The organism is Caulobacter hibisci, from assembly GCF_016135805.1.
Lineage (GTDB): Bacteria > Pseudomonadota > Alphaproteobacteria > Caulobacterales > Caulobacteraceae > Caulobacter > Caulobacter hibisci.
In genome coordinates this window covers 1-1,407 of record NZ_JADWOX010000042.1, presented here as the reverse complement: position 1 = coordinate 1,407, position 1,407 = coordinate 1, and the positions used below count along the sequence as shown (strand labels likewise).

2 protein-coding genes and 1 pseudogene are annotated in these 1,407 nt (G+C 67.6%); 2 read left to right on the top strand and 1 reads right to left on the bottom strand.

All coding sequences use genetic code 11. The annotated features are described in order from the left end of the window. On the bottom strand, window positions 1–168 hold a 168-nt coding region (locus I4Q42_RS25790; protein WP_198578968.1), incomplete at its 3' end, for a PTS glucose transporter subunit IIA. Window positions 169–441: 273 nt separating this feature from the next. Here I4Q42_RS25790 and I4Q42_RS25785 point away from each other — a divergent pair. Together I4Q42_RS25785 and I4Q42_RS25780 are read left to right on the top strand one after the other, a co-directional pair. Continuing rightward, window positions 442–1,182 carry a GntR family transcriptional regulator gene (locus tag I4Q42_RS25785; RefSeq protein WP_198578967.1) on the top strand — a complete coding sequence of 247 codons (741 nt, stop codon included), beginning with the start codon at window positions 442–444 and terminating at the stop codon, window positions 1,180–1,182. A gap of 39 nt (window positions 1,183–1,221) precedes the next feature. After that, window positions 1,222–1,407 (top strand): annotated as a pseudogene (locus tag I4Q42_RS25780) (SIS domain-containing protein); the annotation flags it as partial.

The following is a 1,407-nucleotide window of genomic DNA, read 5'->3' as shown; positions in this document are numbered from 1 at the left end:
GCGGTGCACGCTCACCACCACGCCGTCGCAAGGCGATATCAGCACCGACCCCACCGGATCGATCGCCACGCCGTCCCCCAGCATCCGGCCCGCGAACACCGCGTCCGGAACCTCATCCAAAGGCCCCGCCCAGCCCGCAACGGGCGCTTGAAGAACTAGTGGTGACATCCCCGACTCCCCCGGAACGTGCTGCTCGGCGGCCGGTCCCGGCGCGCTCGCATCCCTTGATCGAAGGCTGAGCATAGATGCCATTTTAATACCACTCGAAAAATCTACAGGGGGAGTGGAAGCCGAAAATCGTTTGACACAAAAGCGATTTATCGCCCTGGTGGGAATTATCAGATCAAAGCGGCGGGCGGCAAAGGACTTAGATTGGTATGCGCGCAGTGAGATGCCCCAAAACGCGGCGCCGGGCTCGACCGGCGGTGGAAAGCTGATCCCATGCTGCTATCCGAACGTATCGGCCCGATCCAGACCGCCGCTTCCGCTCCGCTGTACCTGCAGCTCCAGCGCGCCCTGCGCGAGGCGATCCAGCACAAGATCCTGACGCCGGAAGACGCCCTGCCGCCCGAGCGCGACATGGCCGACGACTTCAACGTCTCGCGCATCACGGTGCGCAAGGCGCTGGAGGGCCTGGTCAGCGAGGGCCTGCTGACCCGCCGTCAGGGCGCGGGCACCTTCGTGGCCTCGCGGGTCGAGAAGAACTTCTCCAAGCTGACCTGCTTCACCGAGGACATGATCTCGCGCGGCCGCAGCCCGCACAGCGAGTGGCTGGCCAAGATGGAAGGCGCGGTGACGCCCGAGGAGTCGCTGACGCTGGGCCTGTCGCCGAGCACGCCGGTCTATCGCTTCCACCGCATCCGCTACGCCGACGGCGCGCCGATGGCCGTGGAATATTCGACCGTCGCCGCCTTCGCCCTGCCCTCGGTCGAGGTGGTCGACCACTCGCTCTACGAAGCCATGGCCGCCGCCGGCTACCGGCCGGTGCGGGCCCTGCAACGGCTGCGCGCGGTGCTGATCACGCCGCAGCACGCCACCCTGCTGGGGGTGAAGGCCAAGGACGCCGGCCTGCTGGTCGAGCGCCGCGGCTTCCTCAAGGACGGCCGGGCGGTGGAAATCACCCAGTCCTACTATCGCGGCGACACCTACGACTTCGTGGCCGAACTCAACGACCCTGCCTGATCCCTCCCCTTTTTGTTTTTGTGTCCTGGAGAACGGCCCGTGACGGCGCTGCCCCTTTCCCATTTCCAAGCCCTGACGCCCGAGGCCACGCGGATGTTCCAGGAGGCCGGCGAGGCTTCCGTGGTGGTGGCGCGTCAGCTGGCGGCCAACGCGGCGGCCGTGGCGGCGATCGCCGAGCGCCTGCGCAGCCAGCCGCCCCGGGCCGTGGTCACCTGCGCGCGCGGC